Annotated in this window: 21 protein-coding genes; 12 read left to right on the top strand and 9 right to left on the bottom strand. The window is 72.9% G+C overall.

Features of this window, described 5'->3' with window-relative positions; genetic code table 11:
* Nucleotides 1-153: 153 nt before the first annotated feature.
* Genes OG623_RS25340 through OG623_RS25320 form a run of 5 tightly spaced genes read left to right on the top strand, consistent with a single transcriptional unit; the run spans nt 154 to nt 5759 of the window.
* Entirely contained in the window at nt 154-1416 is a 1263-nt protein-coding gene (locus OG623_RS25340) for a prenyltransferase/squalene oxidase repeat-containing protein (RefSeq protein ID WP_406149513.1), read from the top strand.
* Nucleotides 1413-2090: an SCO2322 family protein gene (locus OG623_RS25335; RefSeq protein ID WP_406149511.1), complete on the top strand. Its 678-nt coding sequence runs from the start codon at nt 1413-1415 to the stop codon at nt 2088-2090. Before OG623_RS25340 ends, OG623_RS25335 begins: the two co-directional genes overlap by 4 nt.
* A complete protein-coding gene (locus tag OG623_RS25330; protein WP_406149509.1) occupies nt 2087-3232 on the top strand; it encodes an energy-coupling factor transporter transmembrane protein EcfT in 1146 nt (381 codons plus the stop codon). The genes OG623_RS25335 and OG623_RS25330 overlap by 4 nt, the downstream gene beginning before the upstream one ends.
* Nucleotides 3229-4944, top strand: coding sequence for an ABC transporter ATP-binding protein (locus tag OG623_RS25325; protein WP_406149507.1), 1716 nt, complete (start codon nt 3229-3231; stop codon nt 4942-4944). The genes OG623_RS25330 and OG623_RS25325 overlap by 4 nt, the downstream gene beginning before the upstream one ends.
* On the top strand, nt 4941-5759 hold the full coding sequence (locus tag OG623_RS25320) for an ECF transporter S component (protein WP_406149505.1): 819 nt from the start codon (nt 4941-4943) through the stop codon (nt 5757-5759). The genes OG623_RS25325 and OG623_RS25320 overlap by 4 nt, the downstream gene beginning before the upstream one ends.
* Before the next feature lie 8 nt (nt 5760-5767).
* On the opposite strand, the gene OG623_RS25315 is transcribed toward OG623_RS25320, so the two are convergent.
* On the bottom strand, nt 5768-7828 hold the full coding sequence (locus OG623_RS25315) for a bifunctional glycosyltransferase 87/phosphatase PAP2 family protein (protein ID WP_406149503.1): 2061 nt from the start codon (nt 7826-7828) through the stop codon (nt 5768-5770).
* Between the two features lie 179 nt (nt 7829-8007).
* On the opposite strand from OG623_RS25315, the gene OG623_RS25310 reads away from it, so the two are divergent.
* On the top strand, nt 8008-8484 hold the full coding sequence (locus tag OG623_RS25310) for a GNAT family N-acetyltransferase (protein WP_406149501.1): 477 nt from the start codon (nt 8008-8010) through the stop codon (nt 8482-8484).
* A 75-nt stretch (nt 8485-8559) separates the two neighbouring features.
* Here the strand turns inward: OG623_RS25310 and OG623_RS25305 are convergent, their stop codons facing one another.
* Entirely contained in the window at nt 8560-10605 is a 2046-nt protein-coding gene (locus tag OG623_RS25305; protein WP_406149499.1) for a DHA2 family efflux MFS transporter permease subunit, read from the bottom strand.
* 139 nt (nt 10606-10744) lie between these two features.
* Here OG623_RS25305 and OG623_RS25300 point away from each other — a divergent pair, with 139 nt between their 5' ends.
* Both OG623_RS25300 and OG623_RS25295 read left to right on the top strand, forming a co-directional pair.
* A complete protein-coding gene (locus OG623_RS25300; RefSeq protein ID WP_406149497.1) occupies nt 10745-11764 on the top strand; it encodes a peptidoglycan-binding protein in 1020 nt (339 codons plus the stop codon).
* Nucleotides 11765-12004: 240 nt separating this feature from the next.
* Nucleotides 12005-12670, top strand: coding sequence for an HAD-IA family hydrolase (locus OG623_RS25295; protein WP_406149495.1), 666 nt, complete (start codon nt 12005-12007; stop codon nt 12668-12670).
* Nucleotides 12671-12710: 40 nt separating this feature from the next.
* Here OG623_RS25295 and OG623_RS25290 read toward each other — a convergent pair whose 3' ends face one another.
* Entirely contained in the window at nt 12711-13445 is a 735-nt protein-coding gene (locus OG623_RS25290) for an ABC transporter permease (RefSeq protein ID WP_406149493.1), read from the bottom strand.
* Nucleotides 13446-13673: 228 nt separating this feature from the next.
* Here OG623_RS25290 and OG623_RS25285 point away from each other — a divergent pair, with 228 nt between their 5' ends.
* The 4 genes from OG623_RS25285 to OG623_RS25270 all read left to right on the top strand — a co-directional run bounded on the left by OG623_RS25285 (nt 13674) and on the right by OG623_RS25270 (nt 17653).
* Nucleotides 13674-14318: an HNH endonuclease family protein gene (locus OG623_RS25285; RefSeq protein ID WP_406149491.1), complete on the top strand. Its 645-nt coding sequence runs from the start codon at nt 13674-13676 to the stop codon at nt 14316-14318.
* Nucleotides 14319-14420: 102 nt separating this feature from the next.
* Complete coding sequence (locus OG623_RS25280; protein ID WP_406149489.1) at nt 14421-16163, top strand: alkaline phosphatase D family protein; 1743 nt, start codon at nt 14421-14423, stop codon at nt 16161-16163.
* Between the two features lie 112 nt (nt 16164-16275).
* Nucleotides 16276-16734 carry a DoxX family protein gene (locus OG623_RS25275; protein ID WP_406149487.1) on the top strand — a complete coding sequence of 153 codons (459 nt, stop codon included), beginning with the start codon at nt 16276-16278 and terminating at the stop codon, nt 16732-16734.
* 244 nt (nt 16735-16978) lie between these two features.
* On the top strand, nt 16979-17653 hold the full coding sequence (locus tag OG623_RS25270; protein WP_406149485.1) for a DedA family protein: 675 nt from the start codon (nt 16979-16981) through the stop codon (nt 17651-17653).
* Between the two features lie 57 nt (nt 17654-17710).
* Here OG623_RS25270 and OG623_RS25265 read toward each other — a convergent pair whose 3' ends face one another.
* The 6 genes from OG623_RS25265 to OG623_RS25240 all read right to left on the bottom strand — a co-directional run bounded on the left by OG623_RS25265 (nt 17711) and on the right by OG623_RS25240 (nt 21887).
* Entirely contained in the window at nt 17711-17932 is a 222-nt protein-coding gene (locus OG623_RS25265) for a DUF2277 domain-containing protein (RefSeq protein ID WP_406149483.1), read from the bottom strand.
* 100 nt (nt 17933-18032) lie between these two features.
* Nucleotides 18033-19364, bottom strand: a complete 1332-nt coding sequence (locus OG623_RS25260; protein ID WP_406149481.1) for a DUF1254 domain-containing protein — start codon at nt 19362-19364, stop codon at nt 18033-18035.
* A gap of 22 nt (nt 19365-19386) precedes the next feature.
* On the bottom strand, nt 19387-19854 hold the full coding sequence (locus tag OG623_RS25255; RefSeq protein ID WP_406149479.1) for a hypothetical protein: 468 nt from the start codon (nt 19852-19854) through the stop codon (nt 19387-19389).
* A 115-nt stretch (nt 19855-19969) separates the two neighbouring features.
* Entirely contained in the window at nt 19970-20332 is a 363-nt protein-coding gene (locus tag OG623_RS25250) for a hypothetical protein (protein WP_406149477.1), read from the bottom strand.
* A 5-nt stretch (nt 20333-20337) separates the two neighbouring features.
* Nucleotides 20338-20553, bottom strand: a complete 216-nt coding sequence (locus tag OG623_RS25245) for a hypothetical protein (protein ID WP_406149475.1) — start codon at nt 20551-20553, stop codon at nt 20338-20340.
* The gene (locus OG623_RS25240; protein ID WP_406149473.1) at nt 20532-21887 is read right to left on the bottom strand and encodes an MFS transporter; all 1356 of its coding nucleotides are present in this window, start codon (nt 21885-21887) and stop codon (nt 20532-20534) included. The genes OG623_RS25245 and OG623_RS25240 overlap by 22 nt, the downstream gene beginning before the upstream one ends.
* Between the last annotated feature and the right edge of the window lie 95 nt (nt 21888-21982).

Below are 21982 nucleotides of genomic sequence, written 5' to 3'. Positions count from 1 at the left end.
CGCCCTGAGGTGGTCGGGAGCGCCCCGGTAGAGTGGGCGGGTCGCCTTCCTGCCCGTACAGGGGGAAGCCGGTGCGAATCCGGCGCCGACCCAAGCCCTACGCGCTCGGCCAGTTCGAGCAGGGGAAACCCCATTCGAGAGGCCCAGCCCGCCATGTCCGTACGCCGCAGCGCGGCAGCGCTCGCGATCACCGCCGCCGTGCTCTGTGGAGCTGCCGCCCCGGTGGCGGTCGCCGCGCCGAGTCCCTCTCCGTCGTCCTCCGCACCCAAGCTTCCCGCGGGGCTCTACGGCACCAAGGACCCGACGTACGACGGGGTGTGGCGTCAGTCACTGTCCTTCCTCGCCCAGAAGATCGAGCTGGTCACCCCCGCCACACAGTCGGTGGACTGGCTCGTCGGCCAGCAGTGCGCGAGCGGGGCCTTCGCCGCCTACCGCGACGCCTCCAAGCCCTGCGACGCGAAGACCGTCGCGGACACCAACGCCACGGGCGTGGCGGTCCAGGCGATGGTCGAGCTCGCCATGCACGGTGAGGTCGTGGCCAACGGGGTCAGCTGGCTGAAGTCCGTGCAGAACGACGACGGCGGCTGGGGCTACAACCCGGGCAGCCCGAGCGACGCCAACTCCACCGCCGTGGTGACCGGAGCGCTGGCGCGGGCGGGCGTGCCGCTCGCCGACATCACCAAGCCGGGCGGGAAGACCCCGTACACGGCGCTCCAGAGCTTCGCGCTGCCGTGCGGGGGCGAGGACGGCGGGGCGTTCGCCTACCAGCCCGACAAGGACGGCAAGCTCACCGCCAACGCGGACGCCACGGCCGCGGCCGTCATCGGTGCGATGGGCAAGGGCCTGGCCTCGGGGAACTCCAACGCGGTGAAGGCACCCGTCTGCCACAAGGGCACCGGCCTCACCACCGAGCAGTCCGCGCAGAACGGCGCCTACTACCTGGCGAAGACGCTCGCCGGCTCCGGGTATCTGGAGTCCGCTCCGATGCCGGGCGCCGAGGATTCCGAACCGCAGCCGGACTTCGGCAACACCGCGGACGCGGTCGTGGCACTGGCGGCGTCCGGCCACAAGGACAAGGCGGCCGGAGCGGTCGCGTATCTGGAGAAGCACGCCCAGGGCTGGGCGAAGGAGGGCGGCCCCGCCGCCACCGCGCAGCTGGTGCTCGCCGCCCACGCCACCGGCATCCAGGCCCGTGACTTCGGCGGCGTCGACCTGGTCGCACAGCTCAACGCGACGGGCCCGGCGCCCGCCGCCACGGCCGTGCCGTCGCCGACCGCGACCTCGCCTTCGGCGCCCGCGGACACCAGCAGCGACGACGAGGGGCTCGGCCTCTGGTGGATCATCGGCATCGGGCTCGCCTTCGGCGCCGGTATCGGCTTCCTGCTCAGCGGACGCCGGAAGAACCAGCAGCTGTGAGCCGCCCGTCCGCCGCGGCGGCGGTGCTGCTCGTCGGCGCCCTGCTCGCCGTGCTGGGCGCGGGGAGCGCGCAGGCCGCGGGCTACCGCTACTGGTCGTTCTGGGAGGGCGACGGCGCGAAGAGCTGGACGTACGCCACCCAGGGGCCTTCAGCGGTCACGCCCGACGACGGCGCCGTGCAGGGCTTCCGCTTCTCGGTGAGCGCGGACTCCCAGGACTCCGCGCAGCCGCGCCACGCACCCGGCTTCGGAGCCGTCTGCGCGGACACCCCGGCGAAGGCCGGCCTCAAGCGGGTCGCGCTGGTCATCGACCCGGGGACGGCGGCCGACGCGCCGGACGGCGAGAAGCCGCCCGCGCTGCGTACCGCCTGTGCGCGGGTCGCGCGGGACGCGAGCACCGCGGAGGCCCTCGCCTCGGTGGCGAAGCCCCTGCGCTACGACAGCTCGGCGATGCTCTGCGCGATCTCGGGCTATCCGCGGTCGGGCTGCGGTGAGCAGGTCGGCAAGGACCCGGGCGGAGCGGAGTCGGATGCCCCTGCCACTGCTCCCGCCACCGGCGCGGGCTCCGGCGAGGAGAGCTCCGGCGGCGGCCCGTCGGCGGGTGTGCTCGCCGGTGTCGGCGCGGTGCTCGTCCTGGGTGCCGCCGCCGTGCTGCGGGCCCGCCGCCGCCGATGACCCGCTCCACCGGCACGGCCCGGCTCCACCCTGCCCTGCGGGCCCCCGGGGCGACCCGCGCCAACGCGCTGCCGGCCGGGGCGTGGTGGCTGTGGGCACTGGGTCTCGCGACCGCCGCCTCCCGTACGACGAACCCGCTGCTGCTCGGGCTGCTGGTCGGCGTGGCCGGCTATGTGGTGGCCGCGCGCCGTACGGACGCACCGTGGGCCAGGTCGTACGGGGCGTTCATCAAGCTGGGGCTGTTCGTCGTCGCCGTACGGCTGGTGTTCTCCGTACTGCTCGGCTCGTCGGTGCCCGGTACGCACACCCTGTTCACCCTGCCCGATGTGCCGTTGCCCGGCTGGGCGCAGGGGGTCAGGATCGGCGGCCGGGTCACGGCGGAGCAGCTGGTCTTCGCGCTGTACGACGGTGCGAAGCTGGCCACCCTGCTGATCTGCGTCGGCGCGGCCAACTCGCTGGCCAGTCCTGCGCGGCTGCTGAAGTCGCTGCCCGGCGCCCTGTACGAGGTGGGGGTCGCCGTCGTCGTGGCGATGACGTTCGCCCCGAACATGGTCGCCGATGTGGCGCGGCTGCGGACGGCCCGCAGGCTGCGCGGCCGTCCGACCGGCGGGATCAGGGCGGTGCTGCAGATCGGACTGCCGGTCGTCGAGGGCGCGCTGGAGCGTTCGGTGGCCGTCGCGGCGTCGATGGACGCGCGGGGGTACGGGCGCACCGCGCGGGTCTCGCCCGCCGTCCGCCGTACCACCCGGGTCCTGACGCTCGGCGGACTGCTGGGCGTGTGCGCGGGGACGTACGGGCTGCTGGCGGCGGAGGGCGCCGCGCACGGGCTGCCGTTGCTGCTGGCCGGGCTGCTCGCGGCGCTGGCCGGGCTCAGGCTCGGCGGGCGCCGCTCGGTGCGTACCCGTTACCGTCCCGACCTCTGGGGCGCACGCGCCTGGCTCGTCGCCGTCTCGGGCGCCGCCGTCGCGGCCGCGATGACCGGGGCGGGCGCCGTCGCCCCCGATGCCCTGCACCCGGGGGTCGTCCCGCTCACCGCCCCGGTGCTGCCGCTGTGGCCCGCCGCCGCGGTACTGATCGGACTGCTGCCCGCCGTGGTGGCACCGCTGCCCGCATCCCCCTCGGACTCCAAGGAGCTCACATGATCCGGTTCGAGAATGTCTCGGTGCGGTACGAGGGCGCGGAGCGCCCCACCCTGTCCGGGGTCGATCTCACGATCCCCGAGGGCGAACTGGTGCTGGCCGTCGGACCTTCCGGTGTCGGCAAGTCGACCCTGCTGGGTGCCGTGTCCGGTCTCGTGCCGCACTTCACCGGCGGGGAGCTGAGCGGCCGGGTCACCGTCGGCGGCCGTGACACCCGCACCCACAAGCCGCGTGAACTCGCCGACCTGGTCGGCACGGTGGGCCAGGATCCGCTCGCCCACTTCGTGACGGACACCGTCGAGGACGAGCTGGCGTACGGCATGGAGTCGCTGGGCCTCGCCCCCGACGTGATGCGGCGCCGCGTCGAGGAGACGCTCGACCTGCTGGGTCTCGCGGAGCTGCGCGACCGGCCGATCGCCACGCTCTCGGGCGGCCAGCGGCAGCGCGTCGCGATCGGCTCGGTCCTCACCCCGCACCCCAGGGTGCTGGTGCTCGACGAGCCGACGTCCGCGCTCGACCCGGCGGCGGCCGAGGATGTGCTCGCGGTCCTCCAGCGGCTGGTGCACGACCTGGGCACGACGGTGCTGATGGCCGAGCACCGCCTGGAGCGTGTGGTGCAGTACGCCGACCAGGTCCTCCTGCTGCCCGCGCCCGGCGCCGCCCCGGTGCTGGGCGCGCCCGCCGACGTCATGGCGCTCTCGCCCGTACGCCCGCCCGTGGTGGCCCTGGGCCGGCTCATGGGCTGGGATCCGCTGCCGCTCTCGGTGCGTGACGCCAGGCGCCGCGCGGTGGACCTGCGGGCGCGGCTCGCCGATGTGGACCCGCCGGCGCGCGAGGCCGCTGCGGGGGGCGAGGTCGCCCCGCTCCCCGCTCCGGCCGCCGCCCGCCCGGGGCTTCTGGGCCGGCTGTTCGGCCGGGGCACGGCCGCCGTCCCGGCGGAGCTCCCGGCCCACGACCCGGTCACCCGCGTCGAGCGGCTCGGGGTGCGGCACGGGCGCGTCCAGGCGCTGCGCGGGGTGACGCTGTCCGTCGCGCCGGGCGAGACGGTGGCGCTGATGGGCCGTAACGGCGCGGGGAAGTCGACCCTCCTGACGACTCTGGTCGGGATGACCGAACCGACCACGGGGTCCGTCACGGTCGGCGGTCTTGAGCCCTCCCGCACGGCGCCGCGCGACATGGTGCGCCGGGTCGGGCTCGTCCCGCAGGAGCCGCGCGACCTGCTGTACGCGGACACCGTCGCCGCCGAGTGCGAGGCGGCGGACTCCGACGCGGGCGCACCCGTGGGCAGCTGCCGTGCGCTGGTCTCCGAGCTGCTGCCCGGGGTGCCGGACGACATCCACCCCCGTGATCTCTCGGAGGGCCAGCGGCTGGCGCTGGCGCTCGCCCTGGTGCTGACCGCCCGGCCCCCGCTGCTCCTCCTGGACGAGCCGACGCGCGGCCTGGACTACGCGGCGAAGGCACGGCTCGTCGGCGTACTGCGGCGGCTGGCCGAGGACGGTCATGCCATCGTCCTGGCCACACACGATGTGGAGCTGGCCGCGGAGCTGGCGCACCGGGTGGTGATCCTGGCCGACGGTGAGGCCGTCGCCGACGGCCCGACCCGGCAGGTCGTGGTCTCGTCGCCCGCCTTCGCGCCGCAGACCGCGAAGGTCCTGGCGCCCCGGGAGTGGCTGACGGTGTCGCAGGTGCGCACGGCTCTGGAGGCGCTCGCATGACGGCCGGGTCAAGCCGCCCGGTCCGGCTCGGCCCGCACGCGGTCGCCGCGCTCGTCCTGGTCAGCGCGGTCGGCCTCGTCGCCTTCGGCTGGCCGCTGCTGGCGGGTACGGACTCCGGTCTCGCCCACGCCAAGGACGCGCCCTGGCTGTTCGCCGTCCTGCTGGTGCTGCTCGTCGGGGTGGTCCTCGCGACGATCGCGGACTCCGGCCTGGACGCGAAGGCCGTCGCGATGCTCGGTGTACTCGCGGCGGTCGGCGCCGCGCTGCGTCCGCTCGGCGCGGGTACGGCCGGACTTGAGCCGATGTTCTTCCTGATGGTGCTGAGCGGCCGGGTGCTGGGTCCTGGCTTCGGCTTCGTGCTCGGCTCGGTCACGATGTTCGCCTCGGCGCTGCTGACGGGCGGGGTCGGGCCGTGGATGCCGTTCCAGATGCTGTCGATGGGCTGGTTCACCATGGGGGCCGGCCTGCTGCCTGGATCCGACCGGCTGCGCGGCCGGGGCGAGCTCCTGATGCTGGCGGGCTACGGCTTCGTGGCGGCGTTCGCGTACGGCACGGTGATGAATCTGTACGGCTGGACGATCGTGCCGGGCCTCGGCTCGGGGGTCTCCTTCGTCGCGGGCGCACCGCTCCACGAGAACCTGGTCCGCTTCCTCGCCTACTGCGCCGCCACCTCGCTCGGCTGGGACCTGGGCCGCGCCGTCCTCACCCTGGTGCTGACCCTGACCATCGGCCCGACGCTGCTGAGGGCCCTGCGCCGGGCCACCCGCCGCGCCGCGTTCGACGCGCGGGCCGCCTTCCGGGCGCCGGCGGACTGAACCCCGCTCTACGTCTTGCCGACCGCCGGTTCGGGTACGGCGTCCCCGGCCACGGCCGGCTCCTCCCCCGGATCGGGCCGGGTGCTCCCGGCGGGATCGTCGTCACCGGGCGCCCGGAGCCTGCGCGGCCCGGCCAGGGCGTACGTCAGCCCGAAGCCCATGGCCACCACCGTCGCGCCGCCGACCGCGTCCAGCACCCAGTGATTGCCGGTGGCGACGATGCAGGAGACCGTGAACAGCGGGTGCAGCAGCCCCAGCACCTTCATCCAGGCCTTGGGCGCGAGCAGGAGGATCACCACACCGCACCACAGCGACCAGCCGAAGTGCAGCGACGGCATCGCCGCGTACTGGTTGGTCATCGCGGTCAGCGCGCCGAAGTCGGGGCTGTCGAGGTCCTGCGCCCCGTGGACGGTGTCGATGAACCCGAGCCCCGGCATCAGCCTCGGCGGCGCCAGCGGGTAGAGCCAGAAGCCCACGAGGGCCAGGACCGTGGCGAAGCCGATGGAGCTGCGTGCCCAGCGGTAGTCCGACGGCCGGCGCACGTACAGCACACCGAGAATCGTGAGCGGCACGATGAAGTGGAACGTCGAGTAGTAGTAGTCGAAGAAGTCACGCAGCCAGGGGATGGCGACGACGGTGTGGTTCGCCCAGTGCTCGATGTCGATGTGCAGCCACTGCTCGGCGGAGTGGATCTGCCGGCCGTGGGCCTCGGCGGTCGGACGTCCCACCGCCGCCGCGAGCCTGACCTTGGCGTACGCGGAGTAGACGACCCGGATGAGCAGGAGTTCGAGGAGCAGGTTGGGGCGGCTGAGCACCCGGCGCCAGAGCGGCAGCAGCGGCACCCACGCGTGACGCGCCGGGACCGGCTGCGCGTAGTCGGTGGGAATCGGCCGCTGCCAGTGGGGCGAGGTGCGGGACAGGAAGGGCACGACGCAGGCCGCACCGAGCGCGGCGATGAGCAGCACGTTGTCCCGTACGGGCAGGACCACGCCGATGTTCGGCAGCAGCATCTTGCCCGGCAGGGTCAGCACGAGCACCACGACGGCGGGCCAGACCAGCCGGTCCGATGCCTTGGTCCCGGCGCGGCCGACGACGGCCAGCAGCACCCAGAGCAGCTGGTGCTGCCAGGCGGTGGGCGACACGGCGACGGCGACGCAGCCCGTGACGGCGACGGCCAGGAGCAGCTGCCCGTCACGCGCGTAGCGTGCCGCGCGGCGCAGGCCGACGAGGACGACGACGGCGGCCAGCACCAGGAACAGGGCGATCTCCAGGGGGCCCTGGAGCCCGAACCGCAGCAGCGCGCCGTGCAGGGACTGGTTGGACAGATCGTCCGGGCTCGCACCGAGTCCGGCGCCGGCCACATGGTGCACCCAGTACGCCCAGGAGTCGCCCGGCATCACCGCCCAGGCCAGCGCCGTACAGACGACGAACGTGGCACCGCCGCTCACGGCGGCCCTGCGTCTGCCGGTCAGCCAGAACAGGACGGCGAAGAGCAGGACGGCGGGCTGGAGGGCGGCTGCGACACCGGTCAGTACGCCGGAGAGCCGCTCACCACGGACCGCGAAGCAGGCCAGGAGCACCAGCAGGACCGGCAGGATGCTGGTCTGGCCCAGATGCAGGGTGGTGCGGACCGGCAGCGACACCATCAGCAGGGTGATCGCGACGGGCGCCGCCAGGAACGCCGTACGCCGGCTCACCGGTGCGGGCAGGGCCCGTACGGCGACGAAGCCCAGCAGCACGACGAGCAGCAGCGAACCGAAGGTCCATACGACGCCGAGCGCCTGCTGGGCCGAGATCGTCAGCGGCCGCAGCACAAGACCCGCGAACGGCGTCCCGGTGAACCGCCCCGGGTCGTAGAGGGAGCCCGAGATGTGCAGGACCCCGGTCGCGCCGGTCCAGGTCTCCAGATCGATGAGGCGTTCGCCGGGCGGCCTGCGCAGCACCACCGCCACCTGCCGGATCGCCAGGACCCCGACCAGCAGCCACAGGACAGCCCTGGCCGTCGCCGCCCTGGGGTCCTTCGTCTCCGCCGCCGCATCGCCCCGCACACTGCGCTCCACATCTGCCACGCTGCGCCGACCCTCCCGTTCGTGTTCTGTGCACTGTCCCCTCAGCCCGGGTATGTGCGGATGAAGCCTTGCATTGTCCTATGAGGTAGACACCATCAACCCCCTCTTAGCCTGTCCGTCACCACTGATTTGCCGAAAAGAATGCCGGGGACCCGAACTTCTTTCCGCAGAATGACCCCATGACCTGGACCGTGACCCCCGAGCACTACGACAGCCCCGAGGCGGCCCTGCTGCGCCGGGACTACTACGACGAGGTGGCGAGCCGCTACTGGGGCCGCCCGGCGACCACGGCGGAGATCGACGCGGGTCTCAGGGACGACGGCGTCGAAAGGCTCGCCCCGCCGACCGGGGAGTTCCTGGTGGGCAGGTACGGCGGCAGACCGGCGAGCTGCGCGGGCCTTCGGCTGGTCGACACCGCGACGGCGGAGCTGACCCGGGTGTTCGTCCGGCCCGCGTTCCGCTCGACGGGCGGCGGCGGACTGCTGCTCACGGGCATCGAGCGCGCCGCGCGGGCGTACGGGGTGCGGCGGATCCGGCTGGACACCCGTGACGACCTGGTGGAGGCGCGGGGGCTGTACGCGAAGCACGGATACGGGGAGATACCGGCGTTCAACCAGGACGTGTACGCGGAGCACTGGCTCGCCAAGGAGCTCTGAGCCGGGCGGGCACGGTCGCCGTCGGCCCGGCTCGCGGCGCGGTCGCCGTCGGCCCGGCTCGCGGCGCGGTCGCCGTCAGCCCGCCGAGTGGTCGCGGCGTGGTTCGGGCATGTGCGGGCGCTCGCTGCTCGACCCGCTCACCTCGGACGACAGCTCCGTCACCAGCCGGATCAGATCGGTGGGCCGATCGGGGCCCCACCAGTCGCCCAGCAGCTCGGCCAGCGACTCCTCGCGGGCCTTGGAGAGCCGGACCACGGCCTCCGCGCCCTGCTCGGTGAGCACCAGTTGCACCCCCTCGCGCCGGGCGTAACCGAGCCCCTCCACCTGGCGGGCGGCCGAGGTGATCACCCTGAGCGGCACGGGTGCCACTTCGGCCAGCCTGCCGGGTTCGACGGTCCCGTGCCGTTTGATGCGCAACAGCAGCCAGCTGGCTGCGGGCTGGAGGTCGTATCCGGCCTTCGCGGTGATCTTCTCGTAGATCTCCCGGCGCCCCTCACGGGTGGCGAGCACCGACAGCGCGCGGGCGCATTCGTCGTACGAGGAGCGCTGGACCGGGTTCGACGCCAGCGTCTCGCTGGTGTCGGGCGCGGTCACCGAACCGCGCAGGGGCTCCTCCTTGAGGAACCAGGCGAGGATGAAGGCGACGAGGACGACAGGGGCTGCGTAGAGGAAGACATCGGTGATCGAGGTCGAGTAGGCGCTCAGCACCGAGGGGCGCAGACTCGCCGGGAGCCGCCCGAGGGCCCTGGGGTCTGCGGCCAGTGTCCCGGAGTCGACACCCGGTGGCAGGGAACGGCCGCTGAGCGCATCGTCGAGTTTGCCGGTGAGCCGGTTGGTGAAGATGGTGCCGAACACGGCCACACCGAAGGACGCGCCGATGGACCGGAAGAAGGTCGCACCCGAGGTGGCCACGCCGAGGTCCTCGTAGCCGACGGAGTTCTGCACGATCAGCACGAGCACCTGCATCACCAGGCCGAGTCCGGCGCCGAAGACGAAGAAGCACAGGCTCATCGTCCAGGTGGAGCTGGACTCGGAGAGCGTGTGGAGCAGCAGCAGGCCGATCACGGTGACGGCTGTGCCCGCGATCGGGAAGACCTTCCAGCGGCCCGTCCGGCTGACGATCTGGCCGGAGCCCGTCGAGGTGAGGAGCAGCCCGAAGACCATGGGCAGCATGTGCACACCGGACATGGTCGGGGTGATGCCGTGCACGACCTGGAGGAAGGTCGGCAGATAGGTCATGGCTCCGAACATCGCGAAGCCGATGACGAAGCTGATGGCGGCGACGAGACTGAAGGTCCGCTGCTTGAACAGCTTCAGCGGCAGCACGGGCTCGGCCGCCCGGCGCTCGGCGGCGACGAACGCGACGAGCAGCACCACGGCGAGGACCGCGAGGACGATGATCTGCGCGGAGCCCCAGGCCCAGGTGGTCCCGCCGAGCGAGGCGACGAGGATCAGACAGGTGGCGACGGAGGCGATGAGGAAGGTGCCCAGGTAGTCGATGGTGTGCTTGGTGCGACGGACCGGGATGTGCAGGACCGTGGCGATGACGAGCAGGGCGACGATGCCGATGGGCAGGTTGATGTAGAAGACCCAGCGCCAGCTGAGGTGCTCGGTGAAGAAGCCACCGAGCAGTGGCCCCAGCACACTCGTCACGCCGAACACCGCACCGAAGAGACCCTGGTACTTGCCTCGTTCGCGTGGGGTGACGATGTCGCCGACGATGGCCATCGACAGCACCATGAGACCGCCGCCGCCGAGCCCCTGGAGAGCGCGGAAGCCGATCAGCTGCGGCATGTTCTGGGCCATGCCGCAGAGCGCGGAGCCGATGAGGAAGATGACGATGGCCGTCTGGAAGAGCCGCTTGCGCCCGTACTGGTCTCCGAGCTTTCCCCAGAGCGGGGTCGCCGCGGTCGCCGCCAGCAGATAGGCGGTCACCACCCACGACAGATGGTCGAGGCCACCCAGTTCGCTGACGATCGTGGGCAGCGCGGTCGACACGATGGTCTGATCGAGTGCCGCGAGCAGCATGCCGAGCAGCAGTGCGCCGATGGACACCAGGACACTGCGCCGGGACCGCCCCTCACCGGGTGCAAGGGGTGGCGGGCTCAACTGCTGGGCCATGAGCATCTCCTCGGGTCCGCTTCACCCCCATCCTGGCCGTTCTGTGCTGTTATGGCCTGCCGAGCAGCGGTACGGCCATGGGGCCCCCGCGCGGCGGCCTGCATAATCGCAGGCAGTTCAATGGGGAGGGGAACCCACGATGACCGGACCTGTGTGCCCGGAGTGCGGCGGCGAGCGGAGCGTGAACCCCGGGGCGGGGTGTGCCTGCGGAGCGCGTACGCCCGAGCCGGACGCCCGGCCGGCGCAGAGCGCGGCGGCGGAGCGGACCACGGCGGCGGAGATCGCGGCCGCGGAGGACTTCGACCCGCTGCGGATCCGGCCGTACGTGACGCTGAGCAGCGAAGACACCGAGGATCACGGCGCCCCCGCGGCGGCCACGACGATGCCGCTCTTCCTGGACGGCGCCGCGGGCGGGTCCGGGGCGCCGGGGGACGCGCCGGGCGCGGGGCCGGGCGGGCCGTCCGGCCCCGTCGCCGCCGACGAGGCCCACCGGCGTACCGCCGCCGCCTACGCGGGCGACGGCCCCGATCCCGTACAGCCACGCCGCCGGCGGCCGTTCGCCGCCATCGTCGTAGCCGCGGCGGTGGCCGCCGTGGTGGGCACCGCCGCCTTCGTGGGCGGCCTGTTCGACGACAAGGACGGCCAGGACGCGGCGCTGCCGGAGGCCACGACGAGCATGCCGGACACGGACGGCGGCCCGGCCGCGTCCGTGTCGGAGTCCCCGTCCTCGTCCGCCTCCCCCTCCTCCTCGGCCACGCCGTCCGGGTCGGCGTCCGCGTCGCCCTCCGCGTCCGCCTCCGCGTCGACGGGCCCGTCCGCGTCACGTCCGGCCACCTCGTCGGCATCGCCGTCACCGTCGGCGTCCGCGACGAAGACCCCCGCCACGACCGCGGCGGCGCCGCCCGCCGGCGAGGCGGTGACCGGACCCACCCTGCGGCGCGGGGACCGGGGCCCGGCGGTCTCCGAGCTCCAGCGTCGGCTTCAGGAGGTCTGGGTGTACCGGGGGCCCGAGGACGGCGACTACTCGCACCAGGTGGAGGAGGCCGTCGCCGAATACCAGCGATGGGTGTCGGTCCAGAGTGATCCTGCGGGCGTCTACGGCCCGGAGACCCGGCGCGCCCTGGAGGCACGGACCAGCGGCAGGGGACACCGGTCCTGAGGGGAGCCGGGGCCGGGGCGGGCGTGCGGGCGCCGGGGCCGAGCGGGCGTGAGGAGGCGCGAATGGGCGTGCGGACGCGCGAGCCGGGGCGCGCGATTGGCGTTTCCGCCCCGCTTTTTGTATCGTGATGGAACAAAGTAGCCTCCGCCCGTTTTCCCTGACCGGCGGGCGGGGCTACTTGTTTCCTCCCTTTCTCCACCCACAGCTGTGAGCTGTTCCCCCGCGCTCTGGAGCATGCCGATGCCGGCCACCGTCCTCGAAGCCCGCGCCCTCCTGCTGGACATGGACGGCACCCTGGTGAATTCCGACGCGGTGGTGGAGCGCTGCTGGCGCCGCTGGGCCGCCGCCCAGGGCCTCGACCCCGAGGCCACGCTCAAGGTGGTCCACGGCCGCCAGGGCTACGCCACGATGGCCGCCCTGCTGCCCGACCGCCCCATGGAGCAGAACTACGCGGAGAACCGCGTCATGCTCGCCGAGGAGACCGCCGACACGGACGGTGTGGTACCCATCGGCGGCGCCACCGCCTTCATGGCGTCGATCGCCGGCCTCCCCCACGCACTCGTGACCTCGGCCGACGAGGCGCTCGCCCAGGCACGGATGACGGCCGCCGCCCTGCCGATGCCCAAGACCCGCGTCACCGCCGAGATGGTCGGCGCGAGCAAGCCGGACCCCGAGGGCTTCCTCAAGGGCGCGGCCGAGCTGGGCTTCGAACCGGCGGACTGCATCGTGTTCGAGGACTCCGAGGCAGGCATCATGGCGGGCCGTGCGGCCGGTATGCGTGTCGTGGGCGTCGGCCCGCGCGCGGCGGCGCTCTCCCCCGACGCCCACGTCGAGGACCTGACGCGGCTCCGGGTGGAGCAGGGCGCGGACGGCGCGGTCCGTCTGCACATCGCCGCCGCCCGGTAGCTCCCGCCCCGCCCCGCTCACTCCCCGCCTCGCCCACCGGTCACTCCCGGTGCAGCACCCCTCGCGCGACCAGTTCGAGCACGAGCGCGACGGCGACGGCCTGCACCGCCATCAGCGCGATCAGGACGAACAGCTGCACGGCGCCCGCCTCCACCGGTGAGGCGCCGCCCAGCAGCATGCCCACGAAGGCCCCGGGCAGGGTGACCAGCCCCACGGTCCTGGTCTGATCGAGCCCGGGCAGCAGCGCGTCCGACGCCGCGGGGCGTGCGATCTCCAGCCTGGCGTCCCGGTCGAGCAGACCGAGCGCCATCCCGGCCTCCACCTCTCCCCGCCGCGTCCTCAGCTCGTCCAGCGCGCGCCGCCCGCTGAGCACGGTCGCGGTGAGCGCGCCCCCGATGAGGATGCCCGTGACCGGGATCAGGGCGATCCCGCGCGCCGGGAGGAGCCCGGTGAGCAGCAGCACCGTGACCACGGGCACCACACCCGTCGCGATCGGCACAGCCGTCCACCACCAGGTGCGGTTGGGGGTGATGCGCCGGCCCGCCGTGCGCACCGCGACCGCGAACATCAGCGCCAGGAAGCCGAGCAGCGGTCCCAGGGAGCGCACCACCCACCCGATGAGCAGCGAGACGCCGGCCAGCTGGACCGCCGCACGCAGCCCGGCGACGGCGATCTCACGGGACCGGCCGAGCGAGGCCCACGCGGCGACGGCGGCGGCGCACACCAGGAGCACGGCGAGCAGAACGCCGAGCGCGGGACCGACCGGAAGCAGCACCCGGCCACCCTAAGCGCGCCAGGACCCACCGAGGACTGCCGGTCCGTCAGCCCTCCACCTCGAACACCCTTCGGACGGGACGTCAGACCGACCGTCCTACCCCTTGATGTGACGTGCGCATGTCGTCACTCTGTTACCTGGCGACCACCCCGCCGAAACCCGGCGCCGCCACGATGGCCTGGCTCCGCAGGTCGCCCGCCCAACATCCCCCACATCAAGGGAGTTCGAATGTCCGGAATCTACGCGCGTCGCATAGCCGTCCTCGCGGCCTCGGCCGCACTCGCCGCCACCAGCGGGCTCCTCACGGCCCCGACCGCCCAGGCCGCGATGCCCACCCCGATCGCCGCCTCGACCGCCCGTACGTATCTGAGCCAGCTCACCGTCGCCGCCGAGGGCTCGTCGTCCGGCTACAGCCGCGACAAGTTCCCGCACTGGATCACCCAGTCGGGCAACTGCAACACCCGCGAGGTGGTGCTGGAGCGCGACGGCACCGGTGTCGTCCAGGACTCCTCCTGCGCCGCGACCAGCGGCACCTGGTACTCGGAGTACGACGGCGCCACCTGGACCGCGGCGTCCGACCTGGACATCGACCACATGGTCCCGCTCGCCGAGGCCTGGCGCTCGGGGGCCAGCAGCTGGACCAACGACCAGCGCCAGGCCTACGCCAACGACCTGACGCGCCCTCAGCTCATCGCCGTCACCGACAACGTCAACCAGTCCAAGGGTGACAAGGACCCGGCGAAGTGGCTCCCGTCGCGCACGGCGTACCAGTGCACGTACGCCCGCGCCTGGGTGCACGTGAAGCACTACTACGACCTCAGCGTCGACTCCGCCGAGAAGACCGCGCTGCAGTCCGTCCTGAACGGCTGCTGACCCACCGCCCCCGCCCCGGCCGGAACCAACCCGCCCTCCTCCGTCGTCCGTCGTTCCGTACCCTACGGAGCCACTGGTCACGGCGACGCGAGGAGGGCACACATGGCCGGGCTACGCCTGGGACCACTGCTGAGGTACGTCGACTGGGAGTCCGGCTCACGGGCGACGGTCTGGGTGGAGGCGAACAGGCCCTGCACGGCGGAGGTCCGCTGCGCGGACGGTGCGGGCGGGACCTCGCCCACGTTCGCGGTCCAGGGCCACCACTACGCCCTGGTGGTGGTGACGGGCCTGACGCCCGGCTCGACCACGCCCTACGAGGTGCTGCTCGACGACCGGCGCGTATGGCCGCCCGAGGACCACGGCTTCCCGCCGAGCACCATCACCACGCCCGCGGTGCCGCAGCCCGAGGACGCGGATCCCGTCCGGGTCGCGTTCGGATCCTGCCGCTGGGCCGCCCCGCCGGCCGCCGGGCACGGGCACGGCCCGTACACCCGGCGGCACCCGGACGGGGCGGACCCTTCCCGGAGTTCGCGACTGCGGGATCCCATCGGCCCCGACGCCCTGGACGCGCTCGCCGCTCACCTCGCCTCCGACCCCGAGGCGATACGCCCTGACGTCCTCCTGCTCCTCGGCGACCAGGTGTACGCGGACGAGACCTCGCCGGCCACCCGCCGGCGGCTGGCCGCCCGCCGTGACATCGGCGAGCCGCCCGGCGCGGAGGTCGCGGACTACGAGGAGTACACCCACCTCTACGACGAGTCCTGGCGCGACCCGGAGGTGCGGTGGCTGCTGTCCACGGTGCCCAGCTGCATGATCTTCGACGACCACGACGTCATCGACGACTGGAACACCAGCGCCGCCTGGGTCCAGGACATGCGGCGCACACCGTGGTGGCACAAGCGCATCGTCAGCGGGTTCATGTCGTACTGGGTCTATCAGCACCTCGGCAATCTCTCCCCCGAAGCCCTGGAGGCGGACCCGGTCTACGCCGCGGTGCGCGCGGCCCCGGACGGCACGGAGACCCTGCGCGCCCACGCGGCGGCGGCGGACGCCGAGCCTTCACTGACGCGTTGGAGCTACCGGCGTGTTTTCGGCCGAGTACGGCTGCTGATGGTGGACACCCGGGCGGCCCGGTCCCTGGACGAACAGCGGCGGTCGATGCTCCGCGACGAGGAGGAGCGCCGGCTGCGCGACGAGATGCTCGCGGACCCCGGCGCATACGACCATCTCCTGATCGGCACCTCGCTGCCGTGGCTGCTGCCGCCCCTCATCCATGACGCGGAGACCTGGAACGCGGCGCTGTGCCGTGGCGACCGTGGCGCACGCTGGGCGCGCCTCGGGGAGAAGCTCCGCCGGGCCGCTGACCTGGAACATTGGGCCGCTTTCCCGGAGTCCTTCCGTCGACTGTCCGAGCTGCTGAGGGAGGCGGGACGCGGACCTGGCGCTCCCGCGACGATATGCGTGCTCTCGGGCGATGTGCACCATGCCTACGTCGCCGAACCCCAGTGGTCCGATTGCACCACCGACGCCACTCCCGCCGCACGCGTCCTGCAACTGACCTGCTCCCCCGTGCACAACTCGATCCCCGGGTACGTACGCGCCGGATTCCGTTTCGGCTGGAGCAGGGCCGGCCGGTGGCTCGGGCGGGCGCTGTCGCTCCACGGGAGGACCGGTCGCCCTCCGATGGACTGGCGCAGGGAGGGCGGACCGTGGTTCGGCAATCAGCTCATGACCCTCACCCTGCATGGCCGGAAAGCAGAGCTGACATTGGTTCAGGCCAAAGCGCGAGCCGCTGGAGCACAGCTCGAGACGGTTCTGGAGCGATCACTGACCGGGAACGGGTAAATCGTTTTCAGCCACTCGACATAATGTTGAACTTGCAAGTAATAATGAGGTCACCCTAACCTGATGGGCCCCGATCGGTTCACGTCCCCAGACCGAAGGAGCCCCGCCCCCCATGTTCCTACGCTTGAACCGGGCCCAGCCCTACACTCTCGGCCTTTTTCGCATCATCATCGGCTTCCTCTTCGCCTGCCACGGCGCCGCCTCGCTCTTCGGAGTCTTCGGCGGCTCCATGGGCGGCGGGAGCATACCCGTCGGCACCTGGCCCGGCTGGTACGCGGCGGTGATCCAGCTCGTCGGCGGAATCCTGGTCATGATCGGCCTCGGCACCCGTGTCGCCGCCTTCATCGCCTCGGGCTCCATGGCCTACGCGTACTTCACGGTGCACCAGCCCGACTCCCTGCTCCCCCTGCAGAACGGCGGTGAGGCCCCGGCGGTCTTCTGCTGGACCTTCCTGCTGCTGGTCTTCACCGGTCCCGGCGCACTCTCCCTGGACCAGCTGTTCTTCTCGCGCGGCCGCTCCGCGCAGGAGAGCGAGCCGGCGCACGAGAAGCCGCACGCCGTCTCCGCCTGACCTCGCACCACCCTCCGCCCCGGTCCCCTTCCCTACGAGGGGGCCGGGGCGGAGGCACGCGCGGGGCGCGCCGAACAGGGACGGCCGTACGTGACCTGCACGACATCGGCCGCCCACGCGGTGAATACCCGGTGAACCGGGTGAACGGCAGGCGTACGCTGTACAGCTGCTGACCCTGCCGCTCCTGCCGCTCCCCTGCGACGTCGCGGCGTTGACACGGAGACACGGGAACGGGGAGTAGAAAGTGCTCGAGAGTGTGGGTGCGCTGACCGGCAGCCCATGGATCTACGCGGTGGTCGCCCTCTCGGTGCTTCTGGATGTGTTCCTCCCGCTCCTCCCCAGCGGCGTACTGGTGATCACCGCGGCCACCGCTGCTGCCGCGAGCACGACCACGGTCACCGCCGCGGCCGGTGGGACCACCCCGCAGGTGCCCTCCCTGCTGGTGCTGACCCTCTGCGCCGCCACCGCATCGGTGCTCGGCGACCTCGTGGCCTACCGCCTCGCCTGGCGCGGTGGCGAGCGCCTCGACCGGGCCATCGCCAGGTCCCGCCGCCTCACCTCCGCGCAGGACCGCCTCGGCGTGGCACTCAGCCGAGGCGGAGGGACGCTGGTCGTCGTCGCCCGGTTCGCCCCCGCGGGCCGCTCCGTCGTCTCCCTGGGCGCGGGCGCCGCACACCGCAAGGTGAAGGAATTCCTGCCCTGGTCGGCCGTGGCCGGAGTGGCCTGGGCGGTCTACAGCGTGGGCCTCGGCTACTTCGGCGGCCAGTGGCTGGGCGCGGGCTGGCTGGGAACGGCCGTATCGGTCCTCGCCCTGTTCCTGGCGGGCGCCCTCGCGGCACTGGTGGTCCGCCGCCCCGGCCACGCCTCGGAGACGGCCCCGGCCCCGGCCCCGGCGACCGGAACCCCGGCCAGGACCTGACGCCCCTGGCGCACGCACGCTCGGGCCCGGCGGACGCCCGGACCCCCACGCCGTCGCTCAGACCCGGGCCGCGCCCCGTATCTCCAGGCCGTCCAGCAGCCGCTGGGTGGCCTCGGCGATCTCGTCCACGGCCCGGTCGAAGACCTCCTGGTTGTGCGCGGCGGGCGCACGGAAGCCCGACACCTTGCGCACGTACTGCAGGGCGGCGGCTCTCATCTCCTCCTCGGTGGCCTCTTCGGGGATGGCTGGCGGACGAAGCGTCTTGATGCTGCGGCACATGTCTCCATTGTGCGACGCACCACTGACAACGCGCCTGAGCGTGACCGCGGACGGCGCACCCGACAGCGGACCCGGCGGCGCACCCGACAGCGGAAGCCCCCTACGTCCCCAGCCGCTCGATCGCCGGGATGACGTAGTTCCCGTCGAGAACGGCCTGATCGGGCACGTGGAGCCGGAGGACGGGCCGGAAGCGGCCGGCCGGCACCGGCAGCCAGTTCGCCGCGTCGGCCGGGTCCGCGGGCCGTTCTGCGGACAGGTGCAGCGTCAGCGACCCGTCGGCGCCGTGGACCAGCCCCGCGGTCCTGCTCCCGATCGTGTACCGGTCCGCCGCGTTCGCGACCAGATGGCCCCCGGGGCTGTCGTACGCGGTCAGCGACCAGAACGCCCGGACCGGGGGCGGCGGCGCGAAGCGCAGCGCGTAGCGGTGTGCGCCCTCCAGCGGGCGGCCCCCGGAGTCGCGGGAGGTGTGCGCGTACACCGCCTCGTACCCATGGGGCTGCCAGCGCCCCCGCCGTGCCGCCACCGCCCTGACCAGGTACGACGCCTGGCGTCCTGGAAGCTTCCACTCCGGCGTGCCGAGCGTGCCGACGCCGAAGTGGTCCAGGTTGTAGTCGCGCAGGTGCGGAGTCATCTGCCAGCCCGCCAGCGCCGTGGGCCGGCGGGCCGCCTCCTCCACCCGCAGCCTGCCGAGCGCGAGCCCCCGCCTCAGCGCCCGTACGAGGCCCGGCGCGGGCGACACGTACGGCGAGATCCCCTCCTCCAGGAGCCCCAGGGGCTGGAAGCGGTCCTGGTAGGCGCGATCGGCCGCGGCCGGCGGGAAGTCGGCCATCCACACCCGGAGCTCCTCGAAGAACCGCAGCTCCCCCGGCACCCCGGACTCCGTCGCGGGGAGTCCGGTCCGGTGCGCGCGGTCGCCCAGATGCGTGAGGGTCAGCTCCTGCTGGAGCGCCCTGACCCGGGGCATGTCGTCGGGCCCGTCGCAGGCGAGGCGGCCGAGTACGGAGATGACGGAGGTGGGGGCGTCGATCACCCCGGCCCCCTCCGGCACGGTGCCGGCCCAGCCGGGCGGTACGACCAGCCAGTCGCCCTGGTCGGGGCCGGCCCGTTCACCGAGGTAGGCGAAGACGTTGCTCCACGCGTCGACGAACTGGAGGACGTGGTACGCCCCGCCCATGTCCGGGACATGCAGCCTGACCGGCCCTCCTGAGAGGTCCAGCTGGGCGAGCGCGTCGACCAGGTCTGCGGGGGCGTAGGGGGTGTGCGTACGGGGCGTGGCGGGCCCGTCCGCGTGCGCGAAGTCGTTGAACGGGGCGGGCGCCAGCTCCCCGTAACCCTCCTGGAGGCCTGCCTGGACCGCCGAAAGCCTGCGGACGAGCGGGGACCCGTAGACGTACGCGTCGGCGGCCAGCGCCGTGGTCGCGTCCGGTTCCATGCCGCCTCGGCCCTGGTTCACGTCAGATGACCGGCTTCACCCGGTGGGCGCACAGGGCCCAGATCACGAAGGTGTCGAGCGCGATGGAGATGATCGCCCACACCGGCTGGTACGGCAGCCAGATGAAGTTGGCGATCAGGTTCAGCGCGGCCAGCCCGAGGCCCACCCCCCAGGCCCAGGCGACGCCCTTGAGAATGCCCCATCCGACGAGCACCAGGAACACCCCGAGGATCAGGTGGATCCAGCCCCAGGCGGTGATGTCGAACTTGAACGTGTAGTTGCTGATGCGCGTGTACACATCGTCGGACGCGATGCCCGCGATCCCCTTGACGACTTCGAGGACGCCGTCGACGAGCAGCACGACACCGGCGAACATGACTCCGCTCGACGCCCAGGGACTGTCGGGGCCGGGGCCGGGAGCGGAGGGAGGCCGTGGGGAGTCCGGTGCCGAAGGCCCTGAGGAGCGGGGGGTGGAAGCTGACTGGCTCATGGGACTCCTCCACTCGACGAGCTGCCGCGCACTGCTCGGGACAGCTCCGACCCTGTGCGAGGACAGCGCAGGACACGACCCGGAAGCGCCCGTCCGGGTGACCGCCACCTCCCGCTCAGGGCCCTCCCACGGTCACGACCTGCCCCTGGGCGTCGACGGTGAGCGCCACCCGCTCGACGTCGTTCGTCAGCACCAGGACTCCCCACACGACGCCCCAGAGGCAGCAGGTGAAGACGGTCAGAAAGGCGTGCAGCACATGGTTGACCGGCTGCCCGCGCACCAGCACGGCCTGGCTTCCCGACCGGGACTCCACCCGCCATCCGGCAGCGACCCGCCGGCTCACCACCCAGTCGAGGATCAGGCCCCGCTGGGTGGCGTCGGGGGCGCCCGTGCTCGCCCCGTAGTAGCCGGGCGGCGGTTCGAGTGAGGCCTCGCGGGGGTGTCCCTCACAGCGGTGTCCCGCACGACGACGCTTCACGGAGCTCACCTCCAGGTGTCGAGGTCTCCGCCCCGCCACTCGATCAACTCCGGCTGGTTCAGGTCGATCTCCTCGGCCCCCTGGGCCAGCCCGGCCTGCCGGAGGAACGAGGCGACCTCCCCGCGTCCGTGCGCGAGACCGACGATCTGCCCGCGCACGGTCACCCGCCGCCCGCCGGTCGGCGAGGGCGGATACACGATCACGGGCGGATGTCCTGACATGCCTCCACGGTCCCCCGTGCCTCGTCGCCTCGCATCCCGGGGCCGTCAGGTGCGGCCGGGACCCGCCGCCGCAGCAGGAACGGCGTGGTCAGCAGCAGGAGGGCCGCCGCCCCGATGGCCGCGCGCGCACCGATGACGGCGGCCAGCGCCCCCCAGGCCGCCGTGAGCACCGCGATGGCCGCCGTACTCGAAACCTTCCAGGCGGTCAGCACCCGCGCCACGCGCTCGGCCGGTACGTGTTCGAGCCGGTGGGTGGCGAAGAGCGGGTTGAAGACGCCCATGCACGCGATGAGGCCGAGTTCGACCAGGATCACCAGCACCACGCCTGCGGCGCCCGGGGTGACGAGGACCAGTCCCATGAGCCACACCGAGCGCAGCACGCCCGACCACAGCAGGACGCGCGCCCTGCCGAAGCGGGTCCCCAACCGCGGGGCGGCCTGGGCGCCGATGAGTCCGCCGACGCAGGGCAGGCCGAAGGCCAGGCCGTACTGCCACGCCTGCCAGCCGAGATCGCCGAGGAAGAGGACGGCGCACAGCGGTTCCGTGGCCATGATCAGGGCGTTCACCGCGACGGTGTTCAGGAACAGCGGCCGGAGCTCGGGGTCGGCCAGGATGAAACGCCAGCCGTCGAACAGATCGGCGGCGCGCAGCCGGGAGCCCCTGTCCCGCTCCCCCGGCGCCGGCACCGAGCGTGGTTCACGCTGCCGGATCGCGAGGATCCCGGCGGCGGAGAGCAGGAATCCGACGGCGTTCGCGACGACCGTCACCACCGGGCCGATGAGGCTGATGGCGGCCCCGCCGAGGGTGGGCCCGACCGCTGTGGCGGTCCAGGTGGTGGACTCGAAGCGGCCGTTGGCGACGAGCAGCTGATCCGGCCGTACGAGCGTCTTGAGATAGGCGCCGCTCCCCGAGGTGAAGGCGATGTTCGCGGCGGCGGAGACGACGGAGACCAGCAGCAGCTGTGAGTACGTCAGCACCCCGAGGCCGAAGGCGACGGGGATGCTGCACAGCGCGGCGAAGCGGACGAGGTCTGCCGCCACCATGACGGGCTTCTTCGGCCGCCCCTCCACCCAGGGCCCCAGAGGCAACGCGAGCACCGCCCCCACGGCGAGCCCAGCGGCGGCGAGGCCGGAGACGGCGGCGGGTCCCACGTGCAGCACCTGGAGGGCGATCAGGGGCAGGGCACCGAAGCCGAGCCAGGTCCCCAGGGTGCTCGCGGCGTACGCCGACCACAGCCATCCGAAAGGCCTCCCGAGCCGCTGCCGCCCACCCGTCGCACGCTTCGCCGCGCTCTCCGCCGCACCCTTCGTCGCGCTTCTCGTCGTACTTCTCATCGCACCCCTCGTCACAACGGGCAGTTGTCGGCGAGGATTGGACCAGCAACGACACCCCCGGATCCAACAACGACGCGGCCCGACCCACAACCTCA

It is taken from the genome of Streptomyces sp. NBC_01012 (genome assembly GCF_045162755.1).
In the GTDB taxonomy this organism is placed as follows: domain Bacteria; phylum Actinomycetota; class Actinomycetes; order Streptomycetales; family Streptomycetaceae; genus Streptomyces.
The sequence above is the reverse complement of the archived record's forward strand: the minus strand, read 5'-3'. Positions and strand labels throughout refer to the sequence as shown.

Bases quoted from the DNA above. Each gene is read 5' to 3' on its own strand.
- OG623_RS25255 (WP_406149479.1), bottom strand. From the start codon at position 19,854: ATGAGCCAGTCAGCTTCCACCCCCCGCTCCTCAGGGCCTTCGGCACCG.
- OG623_RS25275 (WP_406149487.1), top strand. From the start codon at position 16,276: ATGTTCCTACGCTTGAACCGGGCCCAGCCCTACACTCTCGGCCTTTTT.
- OG623_RS25245 (WP_406149475.1), bottom strand. From the start codon at position 20,553: ATGTCAGGACATCCGCCCGTGATCGTGTATCCGCCCTCGCCGACCGGC.
- OG623_RS25300 (WP_406149497.1), top strand. From the start codon at position 10,745: ATGACCGGACCTGTGTGCCCGGAGTGCGGCGGCGAGCGGAGCGTGAAC.
- OG623_RS25320 (WP_406149505.1), top strand. From the start codon at position 4,941: ATGACGGCCGGGTCAAGCCGCCCGGTCCGGCTCGGCCCGCACGCGGTC.
- OG623_RS25340 (WP_406149513.1), top strand. From the start codon at position 154: ATGTCCGTACGCCGCAGCGCGGCAGCGCTCGCGATCACCGCCGCCGTG.
- OG623_RS25295 (WP_406149495.1), top strand. From the start codon at position 12,005: ATGCCGGCCACCGTCCTCGAAGCCCGCGCCCTCCTGCTGGACATGGAC.
- OG623_RS25240 (WP_406149473.1), bottom strand. From the start codon at position 21,887: ATGAGAAGTACGACGAGAAGCGCGACGAAGGGTGCGGCGGAGAGCGCG.
- OG623_RS25325 (WP_406149507.1), top strand. From the start codon at position 3,229: ATGATCCGGTTCGAGAATGTCTCGGTGCGGTACGAGGGCGCGGAGCGC.
- OG623_RS25285 (WP_406149491.1), top strand. From the start codon at position 13,674: ATGTCCGGAATCTACGCGCGTCGCATAGCCGTCCTCGCGGCCTCGGCC.
- OG623_RS25330 (WP_406149509.1), top strand. From the start codon at position 2,087: ATGACCCGCTCCACCGGCACGGCCCGGCTCCACCCTGCCCTGCGGGCC.
- OG623_RS25305 (WP_406149499.1), bottom strand. From the start codon at position 10,605: ATGGCCCAGCAGTTGAGCCCGCCACCCCTTGCACCCGGTGAGGGGCGG.
- OG623_RS25280 (WP_406149489.1), top strand. From the start codon at position 14,421: ATGGCCGGGCTACGCCTGGGACCACTGCTGAGGTACGTCGACTGGGAG.
- OG623_RS25310 (WP_406149501.1), top strand. From the start codon at position 8,008: ATGACCTGGACCGTGACCCCCGAGCACTACGACAGCCCCGAGGCGGCC.
- OG623_RS25265 (WP_406149483.1), bottom strand. From the start codon at position 17,932: ATGTGCCGCAGCATCAAGACGCTTCGTCCGCCAGCCATCCCCGAAGAG.
- OG623_RS25260 (WP_406149481.1), bottom strand. From the start codon at position 19,364: ATGGAACCGGACGCGACCACGGCGCTGGCCGCCGACGCGTACGTCTAC.